General features: G+C 62.1%; 14 protein-coding genes. 7 read left to right on the top strand and 7 right to left on the bottom strand.

Features of this window, described 5'->3' with window-relative positions; translation table 11 throughout:
• The first annotated feature begins 34 nt into the window (after positions 1 to 34).
• Positions 35 to 1,708 (top strand): S41 family peptidase, encoded by a 1,674-nt coding sequence (locus tag OES25_00980; GenBank protein MDH3626213.1) that lies wholly within the window; start codon positions 35 to 37, stop codon positions 1,706 to 1,708.
• Here the strand turns inward: OES25_00980 and OES25_00975 are convergent.
• Both OES25_00975 and OES25_00970 read right to left on the bottom strand, forming a co-directional pair.
• A complete protein-coding gene (locus OES25_00975; protein MDH3626212.1) occupies positions 1,691 to 2,362 on the bottom strand; it encodes a hypothetical protein in 672 nt (223 codons plus the stop codon). The genes OES25_00980 and OES25_00975 overlap by 18 nt on opposite strands.
• A complete protein-coding gene (locus OES25_00970; protein ID MDH3626211.1) occupies positions 2,359 to 4,251 on the bottom strand; it encodes an AAA family ATPase in 1,893 nt (630 codons plus the stop codon). Before OES25_00970 ends, OES25_00975 begins: the two co-directional genes overlap by 4 nt.
• A 249-nt stretch (positions 4,252 to 4,500) precedes the next feature.
• Here OES25_00970 and groES point away from each other — a divergent pair, with 249 nt between their 5' ends.
• From groES to OES25_00955, 3 genes are all read left to right on the top strand, one after another.
• Positions 4,501 to 4,788 carry a co-chaperone GroES gene (groES, locus tag OES25_00965; GenBank protein MDH3626210.1) on the top strand — a complete coding sequence of 96 codons (288 nt, stop codon included), beginning with the start codon at positions 4,501 to 4,503 and terminating at the stop codon, positions 4,786 to 4,788.
• A gap of 54 nt (positions 4,789 to 4,842) precedes the next feature.
• Complete coding sequence (gene groL / locus OES25_00960; protein ID MDH3626209.1) at positions 4,843 to 6,489, top strand: chaperonin GroEL; 1,647 nt, start codon at positions 4,843 to 4,845, stop codon at positions 6,487 to 6,489.
• A 75-nt stretch (positions 6,490 to 6,564) separates the two neighbouring features.
• A complete protein-coding gene (locus OES25_00955) occupies positions 6,565 to 7,464 on the top strand; it encodes a DMT family transporter (GenBank protein ID MDH3626208.1) in 900 nt (299 codons plus the stop codon).
• On the opposite strand, the gene OES25_00950 is transcribed toward OES25_00955, so the two are convergent.
• Together OES25_00950 and OES25_00945 are read right to left on the bottom strand one after the other, a co-directional pair.
• Positions 7,435 to 8,586 carry a M20 family metallopeptidase gene (locus OES25_00950; GenBank protein ID MDH3626207.1) on the bottom strand — a complete coding sequence of 384 codons (1,152 nt, stop codon included), beginning with the start codon at positions 8,584 to 8,586 and terminating at the stop codon, positions 7,435 to 7,437. The genes OES25_00955 and OES25_00950 overlap by 30 nt on opposite strands.
• Positions 8,586 to 9,041, bottom strand: a complete 456-nt coding sequence (locus OES25_00945; protein ID MDH3626206.1) for a peptidyl-prolyl cis-trans isomerase — start codon at positions 9,039 to 9,041, stop codon at positions 8,586 to 8,588. Before OES25_00945 ends, OES25_00950 begins: the two co-directional genes overlap by 1 nt.
• 149 nt (positions 9,042 to 9,190) lie before the next feature.
• On the opposite strand from OES25_00945, the gene OES25_00940 reads away from it, so the two are divergent.
• Positions 9,191 to 10,051, top strand: a complete 861-nt coding sequence (locus OES25_00940; protein MDH3626205.1) for an ABC transporter substrate-binding protein — start codon at positions 9,191 to 9,193, stop codon at positions 10,049 to 10,051.
• On the top strand, positions 10,048 to 11,031 hold the full coding sequence (locus tag OES25_00935; GenBank protein MDH3626204.1) for a hypothetical protein: 984 nt from the start codon (positions 10,048 to 10,050) through the stop codon (positions 11,029 to 11,031). The genes OES25_00940 and OES25_00935 overlap by 4 nt, the downstream gene beginning before the upstream one ends.
• On the opposite strand, the gene OES25_00930 is transcribed toward OES25_00935, so the two are convergent.
• A complete protein-coding gene (locus OES25_00930; GenBank protein MDH3626203.1) occupies positions 11,012 to 11,959 on the bottom strand; it encodes a histone deacetylase in 948 nt (315 codons plus the stop codon). The genes OES25_00935 and OES25_00930 overlap by 20 nt on opposite strands.
• The gene (locus OES25_00925; GenBank protein ID MDH3626202.1) at positions 11,960 to 12,679 is read right to left on the bottom strand and encodes an outer-membrane lipoprotein carrier protein LolA; all 720 of its coding nucleotides are present in this window, start codon (positions 12,677 to 12,679) and stop codon (positions 11,960 to 11,962) included.
• A gap of 82 nt (positions 12,680 to 12,761) precedes the next feature.
• Here OES25_00925 and OES25_00920 point away from each other — a divergent pair, with 82 nt between their 5' ends.
• Positions 12,762 to 14,843: a HEAT repeat domain-containing protein gene (locus tag OES25_00920; protein MDH3626201.1), complete on the top strand. Its 2,082-nt coding sequence runs from the start codon at positions 12,762 to 12,764 to the stop codon at positions 14,841 to 14,843.
• Here OES25_00920 and OES25_00915 read toward each other — a convergent pair.
• Entirely contained in the window at positions 14,840 to 15,931 is a 1,092-nt protein-coding gene (locus OES25_00915; GenBank protein ID MDH3626200.1) for a response regulator, read from the bottom strand. The two genes, OES25_00920 and OES25_00915, sit on opposite strands and share 4 nt — an antisense overlap.
• Positions 15,932 to 16,002: the final 71 nt, after the last annotated feature.

Genomic DNA, 16,002 nt, shown 5'->3' with positions numbered 1-16,002 from the left:
TATAATTACAAGGAAGTCACGTTCTGGAGGCCCCATGACCCAGCCCCGTCGATCGCTACCGGTCTTCCCCATTGCCGTCCTGATCATCGGCGCCATCGTCGGCGGTATGCTCGGGAGCGACGCACAGGCCGATGCCGGCCAGGCGGAAGATCAATTCTGGACCTTCGGTCGAGTGCTCTCGCTAGTCGAGGAGCAATACGTCGGCGAGCTCGAATCCGACGAGCTGGTCGAGAACGCGATCGCCGGTCTGCTGCAGACCCTCGATCCCCACTCGAATTACCTGAATCCCGAGTCGTTCTCCGAGATGCGTGACGAACAGCGGGGCAAGTTCAGCGGACTCGGAATCCAGATTACCAAGCGCGGCGCCGACAAGCCGTTGACCGTGATCGCACCCATCGACGGAACACCGGCTTCCCGTGCCGGCCTCCAGTCGGGCGATGTGATTTCCAAGATCGAGGGAGAGCCGACGATCGAGTTGACCGTTCAGGACGCCGTGCGCCTCCTGAAGGGACCCAAGGGCAGCGAGGTCACGATCACCATCGAGCGCCCCGGTCTGGACGATAGCTTCGACGTGACGATCGGCCGTGACGACATCCCGATTGAGAGCATCCGCGTCTATCACATGCTGGCCGACGGGGTCGGCTACGTTCGGATCGCTAACTTCACCTCCACCACCGTCACCGAGCTCGACACGGCCGTGACCGAGCTCAGCGAGCAGGGCATGGGGCGGTTGCTCCTGGATCTGCGAGGCAATCCCGGCGGCCTACTGGAGCAGGCGGTCCAGGTCTCGGATCGCTTCGTCGGCGAGGGCGACAAGATCGTCTTCACCCGTGGCCGCGTCGCCGGCTCGAACCAGGACTACTTTGCCCAGCGCGGTGCCGACAAGATCGATCTGCCGCTTATCGTGCTTGTCAACGGAAGCTCCGCATCGGCCAGCGAAATCGTATCCGGTGCCATCCAGGATCACGACCTCGGACTCGTGGTGGGCGAGACGACCTTCGGCAAGGGACTCGTGCAACGGGTCATCCCATTGCGTGACGGCGGTGCACTTGCGGTCACGACGGCGAAGTACTTCACGCCTTCCGGCCGACTGATCCAACGGGACTACACCGACGTCGAGCAGTACTACATGAACCGCAACGGCGAGCTCGAGCCCGGCGATGCCGACGACATCGAAGGGACGAGCGGCGCGGAGATCTTCTTCACCGACACCGGACGCAAGGTGTTTGGAGGTGGTGGAATCCATCCGGATCACACTGTCGAGAACGACAACGCCTCGCAGTTCATCCTTCGTCTATTCCGAGAGAACCAGCTCTTCGACTTTTCCGTTGAGTTTCTTTCGGCGAACCCCGAGATCGATAAGAACGTCGCGCTTACCGACGAGGACATCGAGAGCTTCCGCGCGTTCCTCACCGCTCGAGAGGTTGAATTCACACCCGAGGAGTTCGCCGCGGATCGCGATCTGATCAATCTGCGACTCCGAGCGCAGATCGCCCGCATCCGTTGGGACGCAAACGTCGAGAGTCGAGTCCTGTCGGAGGGCGACAAGCAGATCCAGAAAGCCATCGAACTCTTCGAGGAAGCTGAGAAGCTGCGCGCCGATCGGCCCGACGACGCCCGACCGAAAGATCGTTCTCAGGATCGGCTCCGTGCTGATGCCGGATCGATCGACTCCGACCCGGTCGTGGAATCAGAGAGCCAGCAGTAGGTCCAACCGCCCCGCCGTGTCCGCACGAAAGAACGACCGCAGACTGCGGAGCTGTTGAGGGTGCGGAAGGGCTCCGAGCCGATCCAGCCACTGAACGGCGAGGCGCGCCGCCCGTCGGTAGCGTTCGCGGACCCTGGGGTCGGGGTCGCTGTACTCCACGCTCTCGAATAATTGACGACGGAGCCAGATCCGTCGAGCGACGCTGAGGCGCGGGCGACGTCCGGCAAGAAACCGTGATAACACCAGGTACTTGCTTACGTTGGCGTTCCATTCCAATTCGAGGAGGGTCACCGAGCGACCGCGACGCGCGCGGTCCGCCACCAGCAACAGATGGTCGATCTCCTCCACGAGGGTCGCGAAGTCGTCAACGTTCCCGTCGTTCAGTCCGTATTGGGGTGGCTGGCTCTCGAGCCGCCGCACCATCGCATCGGGAAGGTAGACCGTCGCGTGGACCTGACCGGCCTGCTCACGAACCAATGTCCTTGCCCCGCCTACCGGAGATCCGATCTCGGACGGTCGACTGCGGGCATACAACGCCTGGACGCCGCGATCGCCGATCACATATGAGCCGATCTCCCGAACGCCGTTCGGGATCCCGTACGTCCGTTGCAGGACGCGCTGCACCGACTCGAGGAGTGATGGGCGGATCGTCATGCGACGGAGTTGTCGTTGACCGGCAGGTACTCGAAGTCCCCGTCGCGGAAGACGATCTTCAGGGTCCCGTAGGGTAGTTTGGCCCGTGCCGACGCCAGGACCCGTCGTTCGACCTCATTGGCATCGAAGGGACGCTCGCCGCTCTTCAGCTCTCTCAGCCAGTGGATCAACTCCTGCCGATCGGTCTCCTCGGAACGATCGTCCTTGCGGACCCGTTTGGCGATCTCGACGTTGCAGACCGCGTCGAGCACGGCAGCGAGATGTCGTGCGCCGTAGGTCGCCGAGAAACCGACTCGGATCAGTTCATCGCGGGCACTCCCGTCGAGACAGATCCGCAGGTCGTGAACCCGTTCGTAGCGCGCGGCGATCTTGTCGAACTCCAGATCCAGGATTCGATCGATGCTGCTTCGCGTCAGACGGTTGAAGTGGATCATCTTTACGCGGTTGACAAACTCCGGCTTCAGCGATTTGCGAAGGTCGCGACGGATGTCCTGATCGACCCGCTGGTCGCGCTCTGCAGAATCGGCGAAACCAATGGGATCGTTCCGCTGTTGCTCGTCGCTGTAACCGAGATTCGACGTGAAAAACAACATGCAGTTGGAGAAGTCCAGCACCGTTCCGCGATTGTCCGTTGTGGTCCCGCGGTCAAGAATCGACAGGAAGAAAGTGAGGAGCTGCGGATGGGCCTTCTCGACCTCATCGATCAGGATCACACTGAAGGGTGCTGACGACGATCGTTGATGAAACGAGGTCAGGATTCCCTCTTCGTCGGAGCGGATGAAGCCACGCGTCGCGCCCTTCAACTCGTTGATATCGGAGGGATAGGTGTAGTTGGGGCCCTCGATGGTCAGGACAGGCACTTCGATCTCGCAGACGCCCTCGAGGAGACTGGCCAGCCTCTCGATCAGATGGTTCTTGCCGACACCCGTCGGTCCGACGAGGAAATAGGCCGGTGGCTTGCTCTGGTTGCGGGTGCCGGCGGCGAACAGGCTGAATTCGTCGCAGAGTTGCTGGACCGCCTGTTGCTGATCGATGACCGTCGCGTCGAGTGCCCCCTGAATCTGCGCCATGTCGAGGTCGGCGAAGATCAGCATCCGCTCCCAGTTCGAGAGCACTCGGTTTCTAGGCACATCCGTCGAGACACCGGGGCTCTGCTCCTGGGCGGCCTCGAGATACGCGGTGTCTTGCGTCGCGGCCAGGACGGCCGTCGTCTTGTGACGCGGCACGAGTCCCTGGCTCTCGTCCGGTTGTTCCGCCGGCAGCGAGCTGTGCGATCGCTTGAGAATCTCTGCATACAGACGGAATCGATCCGAGCACTGGCGAAGGAAGACGACCTCCTCGTCGAGAGGCAGCGCCAGCAGACGGTTCTCGTCGAAGAACTCACGCAGCCGTCGGTCATCGGCGAGAAGCTCCAGAACCTCGCCCGCCATCCCGTAGGCCCGCGCACCCAGGTCTTCGATGTCGTAGCCCTTGATCTGACGTTGCCCGAGCAGACCCATGTCGAACAGCGCCTTGTCGCCGATCATGCGGACATCGTCCGGCAGGCGGCGGACCCGGTACAAAGCCTCCCCTTCCCCGCGTCGCTGCTCCTCGATCAATCGATCGACCAGGCTCGTCAGGAAGCCCCGCTCGGGGTGCATGATGCGCGCCAGCCGCTCCTCCGAATAGACATCGGTCAGCAGCAGCGAACATTCGGTGATAACCCGGACGAGGTGGCGGACCTCCAGATCGTCCATGTAGCGGTCCGGCGATATCGCCTGGGCCGCGTCTCGGACGTGGCGCGCCAGGCTCTCCGCGTCCAGACGATGGATCGTCGAATTATCGCTGGCGGTCCGGTCCTTGCCCATCGGGTCCTCCGGTATCGAAGATGGGACTTTGCGATCGCTCATGCATCAAGAATCGCCTGGGAACCCCCGCGATGCAAACCCGTTCCAGGCGAATCCGCGGTTTCCCTGCAACTTATTGAAAATACTTGGAGTTATCGATTCTGAAGTTTTTTCCGGGGGCTTGCTTGACAGTCGTTTTAGGCGATCCTATAGTACTGGCACTCCGGCACAGAGAGTGCCAATCGTTATCTGTAAACCCTTTATTAACAGTCATTTAGACACTACACAGCAATGGATGGAGGAAGCATCACCATGAAAGTCAAACCTCTCAACGATCGCGTTCTGATCAAGCGAGTCGAAGAGAAGGAGCAGGTCCGGGGCGGCATCATCATTCCCGACACTGCCAAAGAGAAGCCGATGGAAGGCAAGGTCATCGCCGTCGGTTCCGGTCGTCTTGAAAAGGACGGCTCGCGCACGGCCCTGGAAGTCAAGAAGGGGGATCGCATCCTCTTCGGCAAGTACAGCGGCACCGAGATCAAGATCGATGACAAGGAACACGTCATCCTTCGTGAGGACGAAGTCCTCGGAATCATCGAGTAAACCTACTCTCTTCTTTTTACCCTTACTTGAATCGTTACTGGAGGATTCTTATCCATGTCTGCGAAGAATATTGCGTACGCTGAAGACGCACGGCAGTTGATGCTGCGAGGCGTGAACCGCCTGGCCGACGCCGTCAAGATCACCCTCGGCCCCAAGGGTCGTAACGTCGTTCTCGAGAAGAAGTTCGGCTCCCCGCTCTCCACCAAGGACGGCGTCTCCGTCGCCAAGGAGATCGAGCTGGAAGATCCCCGTGAGAACATGGGCGCCCAGCTCGTCCGCGAGGTCGCCAGCAAGACTTCCGACATCGCCGGCGACGGCACCACCACCGCCACCGTGTTGGCCCAGTCGATCTTCCGCGAAGGCGTGAAGGCCGTCACCGCCGGTAGCAACCCGATGGACATCAAACGCGGGATCGAACTCGCCGTCGAGACCGCCGTCGATTCGATCCAGAAGCTGTCCGTTCCGGTCGCCGGTAAGGCGATCGCCCAGGTCGGCAGCATCTCCGCCAATAGCGATCCGATGATCGGCAAGATCATCGCCCAGGCGATGGACAAGGTCGGCAAGGATGGCGTGATCACGGTCGAGGAGGCCAAGGGTCTCGATACCTCCCTGGAGGTTGTCGAGGGCATGCAGTTCGATCGTGGCTATCTCTCGCCGTACTTCGTCACCGACTCCGAGCGGATGGAAGTCTCCCTGGAGGACTGCCACCTGCTGATCCACGAGAAGAAGATCTCCAACATGAAGGATCTCCTTCCGGTCCTGGAGCAGGTCGCCAAGACCAGCAAGCCGCTTGTCATCGTCGCCGAGGACATCGAGGGTGAGGCTCTCGCCACCCTGGTCGTCAACAAACTCCGTGGCACCCTTCACGTGGCCGCCGTCAAGGCCCCGGGCTTCGGCGATCGCCGGAAGGCCATGCTGGAGGATCTCGCGATCCTGACCGGTGGCACCTGCATCTCCGAGGATCTCGGCATCAAGCTTGAGAGCATCAAGCTGACCGACCTCGGGCGTGCCAAGAAGGTCGTCATCGACAAGGACAACACCACCATCGTCGAGGGTGGCGGCAAGAAGGCCGAGATCGCCGGGCGTGTGGCCCAGATCCGCAACCAGGTCGAGGAGACCAGCTCCGACTATGATCGAGAGAAGCTCCAGGAGCGTCTCGCCAAGTTGGTCGGTGGTGTGGCCGTCATCAAGGTCGGTGCTGCCACCGAGTCCGAGATGAAGGAGAAGAAAGCCCGCGTCGAGGACGCCATGCATTCCACCAAGGCTGCCGTCGAAGAAGGCATCGTCCCCGGTGGCGGTGTTGCGCTGCTTCGCTCGCAGAAGGCGCTCGACAAGCTCAGCAAGACCATCAAGAACGACGACCAGGCGATTGGCGTCCGCATCGTCCGTCGCGCGGTCGAGGAGCCGCTCCGTCAGATCGCCAACAACGCCGGTCACGAAGGTTCGGTCGTCGTCAAGGAGGTCCTCGACCTCGACGCGGACAAGGGCTTCGATGCTCAGGCCGAGAAGATGGTCAACATGGTCAACAGCGGCATCATCGACCCCACCAAGGTCGTGCGTTCCGCCCTGCAGAACGCCGGCTCCATCGCGGGCCTCATGCTGACAACCGAAGCGTTGATCAGCGAGATCCCGGATGAGAAGACCGCAGCCGCGGCGCCGAACCCGGAGATGGGCGGCATGGGTGGCATGGGCGGCTTCTAGTCCCCTGCCTGAAGAGACACTCGAGAAGCCCGGCCGGCAACGGCCGGGCTTTTTTTGTGTCATCGTGTCTGAATCGTGAACCCTCCAAGCCAGAGGCTATCGGTCGTCGTGGCCCTGGTCGTCGTCCAACTCTTCTACGGGTTGCACTACATCGCGGCGCGGCTCGTCATCGCCGACATTCCCCCGCGGGGTTGGGCCGTCCTGCGGGTCGCTGGCGGTGCGCTGGTCCTCGTCCTGGTCTGTCTGGCAGCGCGAAAGTCGCTGCGCATCTCCAAACTCGACCTCCGCGAGCTGGCGGTCCTGTCGATCTTCGGGGTTGTCATCAACCAGGTCCTGTTCATCGAGGGACTCTCGAGAACCAGCACCGCTCACTCGTCGTTGATCAACGCCTGCATTCCTGCACTCACATTGCTGATCGCCGTGCTGCTCCATCGTGAACGGGTCACGACACGCAAGCTATGGGCGCTCCTGATAGCCACCGGCGGCGTCGCACTGGTCATCGCGCCGAGTAATAGCGCGTTCGGCGCTCGGATGCTGACCGGCGACCTCCTGACCCTCACCAACGCGACGTCGTTCTCGCTGTTCCTGGTGCTCTCGAAACGTCTGATGTCGCGGATGGATCCGCTGGTCGCCAGTACGTGGCTGATGGTGATCGGGACGATCGGTATCGGGATCGTCGGTGGCCCCACCCTCGTCGGTGCCATGCCCCTCGATCTCTCGGCGCAGACCTGGTGGCTTGCCGCCTTCATCATGATCTTCCCGACCGCCGCGGTCTACGTCCTGGCCTACTGGGCGCTGAAACGGATCGAGTCGTCAAGTGTGGCGCTGTTCGTCTACCTACAACCGATCATCGCCAGCACGTTGGCGGTGTGGCTTTTCGGCGAGGCGCTCGGCTGGCCGGTCTTCGTAGGCGGGTCACTGATCTTCGCCGGCATCTTCCTCACGCTAAGGCGCCAACGCGATCTTCGTCAATAGCTCGGTCCCGATCGGCAACGCCGCCTCGTCGATATCGAAGTTGGGCGAATGATGGGCGGCCGTGATGCCACGTTCCTGATTTCGGGCACCGATGAAGATGAAGGCTCCGGGACGCTCGTTGAGGAAGTAAGAGAAATCCTCGGCCGCCGCCATCGGCGCATGTTCGATCACCGCCGACTCGCCGAACGCCTCGATGGCGACCCGGCGGGCTTTCGCCACGGCGTCGGCGTTGTTGACCACCGGCGGGTAGCCGGGCAGCAACTCGTAGTCGAGTTCGCAGCCGGTCGCCGTGGCGACACCGCGACAGACCGCCTCGGCACGTTCGCGAATCGTGTTCCGAACACCGCCGTCGAAGGCCCGCATCGTCGCCTCGATCTCCGCGAAGTCGGGAATGACGTTGGCCGCCTCTCCCCCGCGGATCGCACCGATAGTGATCACCGCCGCCTCCAGCGGATCGATGTTCCGCGAGACGATCTGCTGCAGCGTCACAACCGCCTGAGAGGCGGCAACGATGGGGTCGATCGTGTTGTGGGGTAACGCCCCGTGCCCCCCTCGGCCGATGAAGCGGGCACGCATCTCGTCCTGAGCCGCCATTGCCGGGCCGGGTCGTAGCTGCACGGTCCCCACATCGAACTGGGACCACAGATGCAGCCCGTAGACCGCCTGCACGTCGGCGAGATCCAGCACGCCACCGGCAATCATCTTCTCTGCTCCGCCAAACCCCTCTTCGCCGGGCTGGAAACAGAGCAGCACGTCGCGGGGTAGATCGTCGCGGTCCTTCAGCTGGGTCGCCGCGCCCAGCAACATCGCCATGTGGCCATCATGCCCACAGGCATGCATCCGTTGCGGGATCTCGGACCCGTAGTCCCGACCGTCGACCTCCTGGACCGGAAGACCATCCATGTCCGCACGCAACAAGACAGCACCGGCATCGGGACGTCCACAGCGCAACACACCGACGACACCCGTACCCGCGTAACCCGTGTGGATCTCGATCCCCAGCTCGGTCAGCGTCTTCTGCAGGAACGCTGACGTCTCGTGCTCCTCGAGACCCAACTCGGGACGACGATGAAGAAACCGTCGCCACGTGACGAGCTGGTCGCGGATCGCATCCGCACCCATTATTCGATGCGCTTGATGATGTGATAACCGAACGGGCTGTTGCCGGGATGGTAACGAGTGAAGCCGATCTCTCCGACTTCCAGTTGGAACGAGACCTCGGCGAAGCTGGCGGCCATGGTGCTGCGCCCGAACACGCCCGTTGTAATCGGCTCACCGAAGTTGTTCATTTTCAAGAGGACGATGCCACGCTGCGCCTTGTAGTCGTCGCTGTACTCGACGAGCAGCGTGTCGAACTCCTCCCCGGCCTCGGCACGGTCGAGAATCTCGTAGGCCAGATCCTGGGCTTGCTTCTTGGTGCGATCCAGGACCTTGCCGCTGACGGTCTTCTTGAAACCGATCAGGATGTGGATCACGCCTACCTGCTTGGGCTCTTCCTTGCGGGGCTTTGACAGGAGCGGTGCGGCAGAGACCAGGAACAGGGTCGCAATAATGGCAATCGAACAAACCTTGCGCACGATGAGTCCTCCTCGGGCTGCGTGTCCGACATTCTGGCCCCGCCCCGGGCGATGCGCAAGAGCCTCGGGAATCCGGCCGGTAGGCGTTCCGCGCTCGATTCGATATAATTCGGGGTTCCACGGAATCCATCCTCAATCTGGAGAATCCAGTGACCGAAACCGCCCTGAAAACCGCCCGTGTCGGACACAGCCCGGACCCCGATGATGCCTTCATGTTTTACGGCATCGCAGCCGAATTGGTCGACACCGAGGGCTTCCAGATCGAACAGATCCTCGAGGATATCGAGAGCCTCAACCGTCGCGCCCTGGTGGGCGAACTCGAGGTGACCGCCGTCTCGATCCATGCGTACGCCCATCTCACCGACCGCTACGCGTTGATGCCCTGCGGCGCCAGCATGGGCGACGGCTACGGCCCCAGCATCGTGGCACGCAAGGAGATGGACACCGACACGCTACGCAAGTCGAAGATCGCCATCCCCGGCACGTTGACCTCGGCCTATCTTGCGTTGCAACTCTATCTTGGAAAGGACCTCGACGTGGAGGTCGTTCCGTTTGACGAGATCCTCAATCATGTCGAGTCCGGCAAGGCCGACGCAGGTCTGGTGATCCACGAAGGCCAATTGACCTACGCGTCCCAGGGACTGACCCAACTGGTGGACCTGGGCGTCTGGTGGCAGGACCGGACCGACGGACTCCCCCTCCCGCTGGGTGGCAACGTCGTGCTGAAGTCTCTCGGCAAGGACGCGATGGCATCGCTGACACGGGTGATCGCCGCCAGCATCGCCTACGGACTCGATCATCGGCAGCCGGCCCTGGACTACGCGGCGCGTTTCGGTCGTGGACTCGACGAAGCGCTGACCGATCAATTTGTGGGCATGTACGTCAACGATCTGACTCGTGATTACGGCGACCGTGGACGAAAGGCCATCGAACGACTTCTCTCGGAAGGAGTCGAGATGGGACTGGTACCACAGATCGACGGTCTCGAGTTCGTCGACCCGTCTCGTTGAGCGATCCCGGGCAGGAGTGGCGGGCGGCGACGGAAACGGCTGCGGTGGTCGCACGAACGGGCTATCGACTCCTCTCCGCCGCGGGTCCCGACATGCTGCCGCTGTTGAACCGGCTCAGCACCGGGGAGGTTCTCGACCTGCCGCCGGGGGCTGGAGCCCAGACCGTCCTGACCAGCGCCAAGGGTCGAGTGATCGAGCGATTCTGGGTTCACCAGGCCGGCGATGGACCGTTGTGGCTGATCGGAGGTTGTGGGGACGCGCAGCCGATCCTCGACCATTTCATGCGCTACACGTTCGCGGAGCAGACCGACCTGACGGACCGCAGCGCAGACCATCGACTCTTCTCCGTCATCGGACCGCGATCTCGCGATCTCATCGACCGTTGGCTACCGACAACTCTCGGTCCGCTCGGCATCGCGGCGACCGACAGGATCCATGGTCCGACCTGGATCCTCGGGCACGACGCTCATGGCACCCAGGGCTGGTCGCTGCTGACCGATGTCGATCATGCCGACGAGGCGCGTGAGACTCTCGTTGCCGATGCCGCGACGATGGGTGGTTCTGCGATCGGCTCCGAGATCGCCGAGTGCTGGCGGATCTCTTCCGGACTCCCTGCCACGGGATTCGAGATCAGCGAAAAGTGGAACCCTCTGGAAGCGGGTCTACGCGATGCGGTCTCGTTCGATAAGGGCTGTTACATCGGACAGGAAGTCGTCGCGAGACTCCACAACTACGACAAGGTCTCTCGATCGCTGGTGCAATTACGTTGGGACGATCCCGGTCACGGTGATATCGGTTCAAAGCTTCTTCACGGCGACAAGACCGTCGGCGAGGTCACCAGTTTTATCGCCCATCCCGAGGGCGGAGCGATCGGACTGGGTCTCGTCAAACATCGTTCGCTGGATGCGCGTACGCCGTTGGCCTTCTCGGGAGCCGACGTTGCCGTGACCTGGAATCCGCTCAGCCAAGCATCGTCGTAACGTGGGCCAGGGCCGTCGCGGCCAGTGCGTTAAGATCGTAACCACCCTCCAGAACCGAGACCAGGCGCCCGTCACAGAGTTCGGAGCTTAGCGTCATCATCTGACGCGTCGCCTCGACGAACGCCTCGCCGCTGACCTCCAGACCACCCAGTGGATCCGCGCGATGCGCGTCGAAGCCGGCCGAGAGCAGGATGAACTCCGGCTTGAACCCCTGCGCGGCGGGAACTACTTGATTCGCGATGGCGTCGAGGAACGCCTCGTCGCCACTCCCCGGCGGCAGCGGACAGTTCACCGTCGTGCCGAGGGCGTTCCCCACGCCACGCTCCGTCGCGGCACCGGTGCCGGGATAGAGTGGGCTCTGGTGAACGGATGCGTACAACACCGACGGATCGTCATCGAAGATATGCTGGGTACCGTTGCCGTGATGGACGTCCCAGTCGAACACCATGACCCGCTTCAACCCACCCTCTCGGGTCAGCCAGCGGGCCGCGATGGCGACGGTGTTGAATAGACAGAAGCCCATGGCCAGATCCCGCTCGGCGTGATGCCCCGGTGGCCGGACCGCGGCGAACCCCGCAGTTAATCGGCCCGCGGCCACGCGCCGGCAGAGCTCGACCACCGTGCCGGCGGCATGACGCGCGATCTCTGCGCTCTCGGGACAGATCGCCGTGTCCATGCCGTCGAGGACCCGCTCGCCGTTGCGGCACGCTTGATCCACACGCTGGATGTGCTCCAGGTCATGACAGAGAAGCAGCGATGCATCCTCCGCCCGGGTCAACGGCACCCGTGTGACGCGGTCGGTGACACCACTCTTCTCGAAGAGTTCGCGGAGAAGCGTCAAACGCTCCGGTCGTTCCGGATGCCCCACACCCGTGTCGTGTCTCTCGAACAACGGGTCGAGGACGAGCCCGAATGAAGTCGGGTCCATCTACTGGGCGGAGCTGGCGTCGAAGTCGGGAAGACCGCTGAAACCGTTCGTCACCTCGACATCGCTTGGCAGATCGATCTGATACAAATTCGCGGCGAGATCCGGGTTGATCTGAATCGACTCGAAGACGATCAGGCGCCCGTTGCCGCTGTCCGTCGCGTACTCGATCCGTGACGGCATGAAGCTCTTGGGATTGATCCAGAAATTCACGCGTTCGACCTTGCGTCGTGCACGCTTTCGCTTCGGCTCGAGGATCAGCAGGATTTCGTCCTCCGGCTGTTGGCTGGCAAGCTGGATTCGGTAAAATTTCTTGAGTTCTCCCGAGCCCTGCCCAAGTCCGAAAAACCGGAAGAGGTGGTCACTCCAACGACGAATATTCTTCGTCTCGGCCATCTTGCGCTCGGGGAAATAGCCGGTGTACGTATCGCTCTCGATGATGAACTGCATCGACTCGGGGCTGCTGTATTCCCACCGGATCGCCGCGGGCTTCGTCATGAAGAACTGCCCTTCGGAGACAACCGGATCGATCAACATCACGTTGGTCGTGGTCTCGGTGAACCGAGCGCTGAGTGTCTGGACCGAGTTCTGCACGCCGTCGAAGGAATCGAGGATCTCCTCCAGTCGATCCGACGGCTCCTGGCTGGATGCGGATGTGAAGACCAGGGCGGAACAGGCTAGAATCAGGACGGCTAATCGACGCATGTCGAAGGGATGCAGCATGCGGATGCTCCGTATTGTGTTCCGGGCGACACCTCACACAGGCAGAACCAGGACGATGAACTCGACAACTTCAACCTTACCAATGGGTCCCCATACCGTCAAGAAACCCACTTTCTACCGGCGTTGGGCGTTTGTGCTCCTCGTCGGCGGTCTTCTGGCGATCACCGGTTGCCCGCGAGATGACGGCATTGTCGAGACCGTCCCCACAACGGATCAGGTCACGATGGCCGACGTCCTCGCCGCAGAGGACGGTCGTGTCGTCAGCCCCGAGTTGCTGGCGGCCGTCACAGCAACGGATCCCGACGTCCGAGAAGCGGCCTGTCGTGCGTTGGGCCGCATCGGCAGCACCGCTCAGACCGCAGACCTGACGGGACGTTTCTCGCGAGAGCGCGACCCACGCGTGAAGGCCGCGATCCTGGAATCGCTTGGCCAACTGGATCCTGCACGATCGGCAGCGCTGATCCGAAAGTCGCTCACCGACAAGGAACCGCGCGTTCGCATCGCCGCCGCCAGGTCGGTTGACTTCACTGTCGACCGCTCGGTCCGGGAGGCCCTGCTCAAACGCATCGACGATGACGACGAGACCGTCGCCGTCCTCTCGATGTACGCGATGATCCGTTCCGCCAAGGGTGACGCCTTCGTACCCACGCTGCTTTACCGGCTGGACGAACTAAGTGGACCCAGGCGTCTAGCGGCGATCTACGTTGCTTCCCGATTCTCGGCGGCGACGTCGCGGCTGGGGTTCGACCTTCGTCGCACCGCCCGGGAGAAGATGCTGGAGCTGACCCACTCGGACCTGGCGCTCGAGCGGATGTTTGCGGCTCATGGGCTATCGAGACCGACCAACGAGGACGAGGCGGCCCGCGTTGGCGAGCTGACAACCGATCCCGCACCCAGCGTTCGCATCGAGGCGGTGCGTGCCCTCTCCTTCGTCGGCGCACCGGTCTATCCATTTCTCGAGAAGACGATCCTGGATAGTGACGAGCGTGTCTCGATGGCGACCGTGCGACGTCTTGGAAAGATGAAGGGTGCCGATGTCATGGAGATCCTGGCGAACTTCGTCCTGGGGAGCGAGTCGACCGCGGTCAAGGTGATGGGACTGAAGTCGCTAGCAGAGTCGGACGTGCTCACAACTCGGGCGATGGGGAATGGCCTGTCCCAATCGGACAATGAACATGTCCGCCATGAGATCGCGCGACTGATGCCCGGCGACATGACCCAGGAGGGCATCGTCTCGACGATGAAGCGATTGCGGGACGACAAGTCTGCCTGGGTTCGAGAGGCCGCGCTCCCCTCGTCCGCAAACCTCCCCGGATCTCTGGCGGAACAGATGGCCGATTTCATCGGCGATCGCTCGACAAGCGCTCGCCTGGGAATCCTTGGTGCCGTCGGCTATCGGCTGGACGACCAGGATTCCGACCGCAAGGCAGAGGCGTGGCCGGTTCTTCGCACCGTGTGGGACGGGGCCCGCGAGGATGGAGATCTCACCACGCTCGCGGCCGCGGTCGATCTGCTCGACAAGCGCGACGAGAAGAACGTCGAGTCATTTCTGCGCGAAGCGATGGAACTCAGATTTCGGCCGCTCCAACAGCAGGCGTTCGAGGCGTTACGACGACTCGGCGTCGAGGTCACCCTGGCGGATCCAACTCCACCGATGTCGCCCGCGACCTATGTGGAGGTTGCCGAATGGGCCGAGAGACCGAGGGCGGCCATCATCCGTGTCGGTCGAGAGGGCTTCGAACCTGCGCGATTCACGGTTCGGCTCGATACCCAGAACGCACCCCTGGTTGCCTGGCACTTCGCCAAACTCGCCGAAGACGGCTTCTACGACGGGATCGCATTTCACGATATCGACCCCGGGCGTTCCCTGATGACCGGGGCTCCACTCTCCAACGGAATCGGTGGCCCGAATCGATTTGCACGAGACGCCGTCAGCTCCCACCCGTTCGGACCGGGAACCGTGGCGATGATCGGAGATCGACCGGATCGCATCGGTAGCCGGTGGGTCGTCAGCACTGGACTGCAACCGGAACTGACGGGGAAGGCAACGGTCATCGGGCGGGTTATCCAGAATCTCGCGGGGGTCGTCGGACGAATCCTCCCGGGAGATCAGATCCTCTCGATTCAGGTCTACGAAGGCGACGGTTCGGAGCCGCTACGCTAGCGGGTCTGGAGTTCCTGCACCTCGGTGTGAACACGCTCGCGGATCTTGCGCCAGCGGTCGGCAGAGATGGAGAGAAACGCCTCGGCGACCGTGGGATCGAACTGACGACCGGCAAACTCGGCGATCTCTTCGCACGCATCCTCGATCGAGAGTGCGGCGCGATAGGGCCGATCCGAGGTCATGGCGTCGAAGGTGTCCACGACGGAGAAGATCCGCGCACCGAGAGGGATCTCGTCGCCCTTCAGCCCGCGGGGATAACCCGTCCCGTCGAACTTCTCCTGATGACAGAGCACGATGTCCAGTTCCGGACCGAGGAACGGGATTTTCTGTAGCATTCGGAAACCCATTTCCGGATGCTTGTGCATCTCCTCCCACTCGTCGTCATCGAGTTTTCCCGGCTTTCGAAGAACACTGTCGGTGATCCCGATCTTGCCGACATCGTGGAGGAGCGCACCCCGCCGGATCCACGTCAGATCCGGTTCGCGAATGTCCATCGCTTCGGCGACAAGAACCGCGTACTCGACGACCCGCAGGGAATGCCCCTGGGTCTCGTTGTCTCGATAGTCCAATGCAGTCACGAGCGCCTGCAACGTCGTCACGTACAGTTCCTGGAGTTCGGCTCCCTTCTCTTCGAGTTCCGCGGTCCGTGCGCGAACAAGATCCTCGAGATGATCCTGGTAGCGACGGTTCTCAAGGACGAGTCGTCGTTTCTCGAGTGTTCGCTCGACGACGATTTGAACCTCGTCGAGATTGAAAGGCTTCGTCAGATAATCGCTGGCGCCGTCGCGAATGGCACCGATGGCGGTTCGGGCATCGACGACCCCGGTCACCATGACGACGTCCAGTTCAGGATGGAGGGTCTTGACCTGACGCAGGAGGTCAAGTCCGCTCTCGCCGGGCATTTCGATATCGGTCAATACCAGATGCGGCGGGTCGTTGCGGATGGACTCCATCGCTTCCGCGACGTTCCCGACCGGTCGCGCGTCGTAGCCGAACGACGCGAGACCTTCGGCCAGGATCTCGCGGACGGAAAGTTCGTCGTCGACGATTAAGAGTCGGTTCGTCTCGCTATCAAGAAAATCGCTCATCGCGAACGGCTCCTCGTTCGGTTCGGACGGACGTCATGGTATCCCGGATCGACCCCGTCCCCAAAGATGGG

The sequence above is a fragment of the Acidobacteriota bacterium genome (genome assembly GCA_029861955.1).
Taxonomy (GTDB): Bacteria; Acidobacteriota; Polarisedimenticolia; order Polarisedimenticolales; family Polarisedimenticolaceae; genus JAOTYK01.
Note: the sequence above shows the minus strand (reverse complement) of the source record. Positions and strands in the feature narration are given on the sequence as shown.